Raw genomic sequence first — 5,661 nt, forward strand, 5'->3', positions numbered from 1 at the left:
TTCGGCTGTCACCCTTCTTTTATTACTCCAGCATACTTTCTGACACACCACCGAAAAAAGCAGTACCACAACTCAATTAGTCGCTTTAACAATATTGGAGGATGAAGATAAAGCGCAGCAATTATTGACAGGAGGATTGTCAGGATATGTACTAAAGGACATAGCTTTTGATGGCTTATTGGCAGCGATAAAGCACGTTAGTACGGAATGTCAGCTTATGCCATCGTCAACATCAAAAGAACTTATACCACCACCCGTAATGTGTTATACGCCACACTTAACACGCCGTGAACTAGAAGTTTTGGTACGTGTGGCTAAAGGAGATCGCAATAAAGAGATTGCCTATAAACTCGATATTACCCAACGTACCGTCTGTTTTCATATGAGTAATTGCTTTGCAAAATTGGAAGTATCCAATCGCACTGAAGCTATTATAAAAGCACTGAGTCATGGGTTATTGGATATTGAATAACACTCTAAAGAAACTAAAGTTACGAACGAGCTTTCTTATAGAGCAGTATGGTCTTGTCGCTTTTATTTTATTCTCTAGCATAATCAGTATCTGACTGGTAAGATCCTGGAGATATTGGTGGTTGTACAACACCATCAACATCCTCTCTTTCTTCACGAGCCTCACAAGCTATCCTACGAGTGCTTCCATCAATATTGGTAACGGTAGGTGGATTACCATGACGGCGATAGCATTCAGAAAGAAATTCATCATGTTGTAGTTGTTTATTCATTCCACTACTTATGGCTTTTGCATCTCGCTGCCTGACCACTCTATTCTCTTGTACGGCTATTGGTTAGATTGTCTGAGCTTGCATCGCTGTCTGACTCTTCATATCATCTCCGCTCTGTGCGAAAGACGTAGATATGGTCACTGGTATAACAGCTAGGCTAAGCAATATGTTCTTTAATATGGTCATAACATCATCCTTAGTTGTTGATACTGCAGTATCTCTTCTTATAGCCAATAACGAATCATAGATTTACTGACTACTTTGCACCTGAGTTTTTAGCATAACAATAATCCATAACAAATGTACCTGTAGGTATCTACAGGTACATTGCTTGAGAGTATAAGTTAGACTTGATTTTATTGGTCGATGTAATTGTATTTTAGCATTTAGCATTTAGCATTTAGGTTACTTATTTGTAGGGCTGCACCATGTTTATAGGACTGTACTATGCGAAATAGCATTATAAAAGTTTTGGTATATGGCATAGCGCTAACGTTGCCCACGCTAGCATCAGGGACTATTCATAATAATCAGCATATGATAGAGAGTCTGACGAGTCGTGATAAGCTCGATAATACGGATGTCGATGCGGTACTCAAAACTGTACTCGACAATATTCCAGATGACATTATTGTGTATCCGACAGAAGGTTACTACTATTTTTGGTTTTATCACCAAGGCAACTTAATACGAGGTAATTTGCGCTTTAGTCATCGATTGGTAGATAAGGGACAGGTATCGTTTGCGTATTACTATGATTCTGAATTAAGAGGTGGAGAGGGTTTCAAGATTTACCATAAGATGTATTCAAGTGCGGATGGATTAATACTGATGCCGCTTGGTTCGCGCAAGTATCAAATGAGTTTTCAAGGTAGCAAAAAAATCATCACCCTAAATATTCCTGTTAGTGACTATAAAACTATAGCTGATGAAGCATTTTTGGGTAATATGCAAGATGAGTCAGGTGTCATCTTTGCCTTGGTCTTTAATCATCAGCTTAGACAGTTCTATTATTTGTTGGATGAAGCTCAAAGCTATGAGCGTTATTATGAATTATCGCCCCATATTAGTGTTGGCACAAGAACAGGGTTTGTATACTTTCAGGACAATACTCGATCGCAACCGCGCAAGGTTTTGGTCGGTGTAGCCAGTCGTAACTCGGCGCTTAATAATTTTTATGATGGGCCTTTCGATCAGTTGCCAGATCATAATCTTGGCAACACCTTATTTAAGGATTATGTCTCTTTAGTTTATCCGTTCCTTAAAGGAGAGGTTGACAGTCATGGTCATTTTTTAGATAAGGACAACTCACGCGTGGTTATTAATAACTATATTTATTATAGAGATTTAAAGGACTTTAGATATTTAGAACAGTGTCATGAGAGGTCGATAGAATGTGTACAAAACTTTATAAGCTTGAGTAAACGTTAACGGATTGTCCTCACTGAACGTTTTTAGCAGCGTTAGCCTTTTTAACTACTTCTCTTTAGTCAAAGCCACCTCACTAGGTACCCTCTGCGTCGTCGTTGCAAAAGGTTTTGTGGCAATAGGATAGTCGACATCTTTTGGCATGAGTAAGCGCATATGAGGGTAGGGTGTTGAGATGCCTGCAGCATCAAAGGCAAGTTTGATATTTTCAGTGATGCCTTCTTTGATGACTGGCATACGGGCAACAGACGCTGGTTTGACCCAGAAACGCACAATAAAAAATACGCCGTATTCACCAATTTCATCGACGGTAGCGGAGCTTTCGGGACGGCTGAGTACCACATCGGTATCAGAAAGCACTTGCAAGATCTCTTGGCGAGCGGTTGGGATATCATCCTCAAAAGCAATACGTACATGAATGTCAAAGCGTATGAAGTTTTTTGAGGTTATATTGGTCACTTCAGAAGAAGCAACCTTAGAGTTTGGAATGATAACCGTGATGTTGTCCCTAGTTAAAACATGTGTGGTACGCAGAGCGATGACCACAACGCGACCTTCGTTTTCATTGATATGTACCCAATCACCAACCTGAAAGGATTGTTCAAGTAAAATAGTGATGCCAGCGATAAAGTTTGCCAGCGTTGACTGGGCGGCAAAACCAACTGCCAAACCAGCAATACCCAGACCTGCCACCAATGATACGATATCAAAGCCAAATTGCGCCATGACACTGGCAAGTCCGAGCACCAATAACAGCACGGACAATACATTTTTTAGGAGTTGTTCTATAGAGGCGTTGAGGCCGTAGTGCTGTAGTATTCGATGGATGATTTGCCCTGACGAGGTCCACAGCACATAGTAAATGCCAGCCCAAGTACTGGCTTTGGCAGTTGCTTTGATCGTTTCTGGTTCGAAGTTGATCTGGCTCATGATGGCAATCAAGCTTGCTACAATCCATATGTAGCGAAGCACCGAGCGAAGAATCTTAATACGCCTATCGTTCAAGCGAATTTTTGCGCTACTTTTTTTGATCAGATATATGGCCAACCAATATAAAAGCCCCAGTACCAACAGCAGTAATAGGATTTTGATACCAGTGCTTACCAGTTCTACCGCTTGAGAAGACCAGTCAATCGATTCTTCATCTGCGGACCCGCCAAGTGCCAAGTAAAGGCTAGTATGGAGATCACGGATGATCTCGTTAAAGAAAACAATAATGCTAGCGATTGGCATTGTTTGGTCCATACAGAATTAATTACAGTTAACTTGTCTTTAAACAGGGTGTCTAAAGACAAGTTACACTAGGTCTCGGACGTAATCAAACACAAGTTACGCGATAATTGACGCCAAGTATAGCTATTTTGAAGGATGTGGAAGCTCTGCGTATCAGCAGTTGTCTTCTTGCGTGTCTTGGCACTGGTATGATATCTCCATTTTATGCTGGACGTCACGGAGTGCAGTTCGTAGACCTTCTAATATCGTAGGATGGTAAAAGGGCGTGTCCAGCATGCTTCTAATATCTAAGTCATTGGTGATGGCTGTTGCTAAAATATGACCGATATATTCAGCATCTGGTCCCACCATACTAGCACCTAGGATCTTATCGGTTTTTTTGCAGCCATAGATATGTAGTAGACCACAGTTAACACCCATCACGCGACTGCGGCCCTGATTATCAAAGCTAACGCTGCCGATGACGTATTCTAGGTCTGGATCTTGCTGGATTTCGGGTAAAGATCTGCCAACGTTCATAATCTGCGGTGAACAAAACACAATAGAAAAAGGAATCGCAGGGGGACGAATATAAGCGTTTTCTTTATTATCACCGATCATATTTCCCGCACTGTGGCCCTCGTCGCTCGCCACATGCAACAGCGGAATATGAGCGTTGGCGTCACCAACGATATAAACATTTGAGTCGCCAATCTGACCTGTTTTTTTATTCAGGTCTGTTGGACGGTTCTTTTCATCTAACTCTACACCAAGGTTTTCGATACCTAGTTGCTGGATCGAGTTACGTCGCCCTGTTGCAACCAGTACACAATCACCTTGCCATTGATCAGACTGACCTGAATCAAGCTCATAATCGATAAACGCTGTGCTGTCCGTGCCTTCTAGTATACCAAGATCGTTGATTTCACTGCCCAGATGCATGGTCAGCTCTTGAGTTAAGCAGTCGATGGCTTTGCTATTGATGGCGTCATCTTTGAGTCCAGCCACCCGTTTGATGCGATTGAATAATGTGACTTCGACGCCTAAGCGGGTGAATGCCTGTGCAAGCTCTAAGCCTATAGCACCAGCACCAACGACTGCCATAGAGTTGGGCAGGTCTGTGAGCTCAAATATGGTATCGGAGGTCTTCAAAGTGTTGCCAAGCTTGTCAGCCCAACCATCAGGGATAAACGTCGAACTGCCAGTGGCGACAATTATTTTGTCCGCTTTTATAAGCTCGTCATTGACCTCAATCAGTCCTTTTTCATTGATATGAGCCCGACCATCTATTTTTTTCCTTCTGGCCATCCATCGACTTGTTCTTTGATATAGCTGGCAAAACGACTGCGCTCGTCATGAACACGCTGCATCACTTTTTTGCCATCTATTTGAGCAGTGGCATAAATACCAAAGTCAGCAGAATGATTGGCTTCATGCGCACGATCTGCTGCGGCGATCAATAACTTGCTCGGCATGCAACCAACTTGGACACAGGTGGTTGTCCAAAATCCATCGTTGATAATAACGATGTCATCGTGGGTCTTGCTGGCTTGGCGAAATGCATTTTGACCAGCAGTGCCTGCGCCAATAACCGCAACAGATACTGTGCGAGTGGCTTCTGATGCGGCATTATCAAGGTCTGTTGCAGGCTGTTTATTCATATTATTCTCACATGACAAGTGGGTCAGTATTATGGGTGTTAGACAGGTGTTAAGGTGTTAATCAGTCGTTCAGTGTAGCCTTTGGCGCGTAAGTTACGTTGCGCATGGGTCAGTTTGCCATTTTTGTCGAACACAAATGTGGAACGTACCAGTCCCAAGGTGATCTTGCCATACATATTTTTTTCTTTGATGACCTCAAAATACTGGCAAAGCTTTTCGTCGGTATCACTAATCAGTGGAATTTGTAAGTCTTTTTTGCTGATGAACTTTTCGTGAGATTCAACGCTGTCACGTGAGACACCGACAATGTCATAACCCAAATCATCAAAATCAGTGATCTGAGCGGTAAATTCAGTCGCTTGTATGGTGCATCCTGGTGTGTTGTCTTTTGGGTAAAAATAAAGAATGAGTCCTTTATCAGTATTAGCGACCATTTCTTTTAGGTTAACTTCATCGTGAATAAAGTTGCCATCTAGCTCACGGACGATGGTGACTGGAAAATCAGGGAGGCTAATATTTTCTGTGGTTGGTTTTGCCATTGTAAAATCCTTACTCGTTTTTAGTTAGGTGGCTTAAACTGATTATATTTATATATGCTTATTATAGGGAGATTTACA

Annotated in this window: 8 protein-coding genes; 2 read left to right on the top strand and 6 right to left on the bottom strand. The window is 42.0% G+C overall.

Annotated elements, in window-relative coordinates:
- The first annotated feature begins 217 nt into the window (after positions 1-217).
- Positions 218-472, top strand: a complete 255-nt coding sequence (locus tag L0J61_RS08660; RefSeq protein ID WP_301466045.1) for a response regulator transcription factor — start codon at positions 218-220, stop codon at positions 470-472.
- Between the two features lie 67 nt (positions 473-539).
- Here the strand turns inward: L0J61_RS08660 and L0J61_RS08665 are convergent, their stop codons facing one another.
- The gene (locus tag L0J61_RS08665; protein WP_301466046.1) at positions 540-743 is read right to left on the bottom strand and encodes a hypothetical protein; all 204 of its coding nucleotides are present in this window, start codon (positions 741-743) and stop codon (positions 540-542) included.
- A 63-nt stretch (positions 744-806) separates the two neighbouring features.
- Positions 807-929: a hypothetical protein gene (locus tag L0J61_RS08670; protein WP_301466047.1), complete on the bottom strand. Its 123-nt coding sequence runs from the start codon at positions 927-929 to the stop codon at positions 807-809.
- A 261-nt stretch (positions 930-1,190) separates the two neighbouring features.
- On the opposite strand from L0J61_RS08670, the gene L0J61_RS08675 reads away from it, so the two are divergent.
- Positions 1,191-2,174: a hypothetical protein gene (locus tag L0J61_RS08675; protein WP_301466048.1), complete on the top strand. Its 984-nt coding sequence runs from the start codon at positions 1,191-1,193 to the stop codon at positions 2,172-2,174.
- A gap of 45 nt (positions 2,175-2,219) precedes the next feature.
- On the opposite strand, the gene L0J61_RS08680 is transcribed toward L0J61_RS08675, so the two are convergent.
- From L0J61_RS08680 to L0J61_RS08695, 4 genes are all read right to left on the bottom strand, one after another.
- Positions 2,220-3,416: a mechanosensitive ion channel family protein gene (locus L0J61_RS08680; RefSeq protein ID WP_301466049.1), complete on the bottom strand. Its 1,197-nt coding sequence runs from the start codon at positions 3,414-3,416 to the stop codon at positions 2,220-2,222.
- A gap of 141 nt (positions 3,417-3,557) precedes the next feature.
- Positions 3,558-4,691 carry a dihydrolipoyl dehydrogenase gene (locus L0J61_RS08685; protein ID WP_301466050.1) on the bottom strand — a complete coding sequence of 378 codons (1,134 nt, stop codon included), beginning with the start codon at positions 4,689-4,691 and terminating at the stop codon, positions 3,558-3,560.
- The gene (locus tag L0J61_RS08690; protein ID WP_301466051.1) at positions 4,670-5,044 is read right to left on the bottom strand and encodes an FAD-dependent oxidoreductase; all 375 of its coding nucleotides are present in this window, start codon (positions 5,042-5,044) and stop codon (positions 4,670-4,672) included. Before L0J61_RS08690 ends, L0J61_RS08685 begins: the two co-directional genes overlap by 22 nt.
- A gap of 38 nt (positions 5,045-5,082) precedes the next feature.
- On the bottom strand, positions 5,083-5,583 hold the full coding sequence (locus L0J61_RS08695; RefSeq protein ID WP_301466052.1) for a peroxiredoxin: 501 nt from the start codon (positions 5,581-5,583) through the stop codon (positions 5,083-5,085).
- Positions 5,584-5,661: the final 78 nt, after the last annotated feature.

It is taken from the genome of Psychrobacter sp. (genome assembly GCF_030457785.1).
Taxonomy (GTDB): Bacteria; Pseudomonadota; Gammaproteobacteria; order Pseudomonadales; family Moraxellaceae; genus Psychrobacter.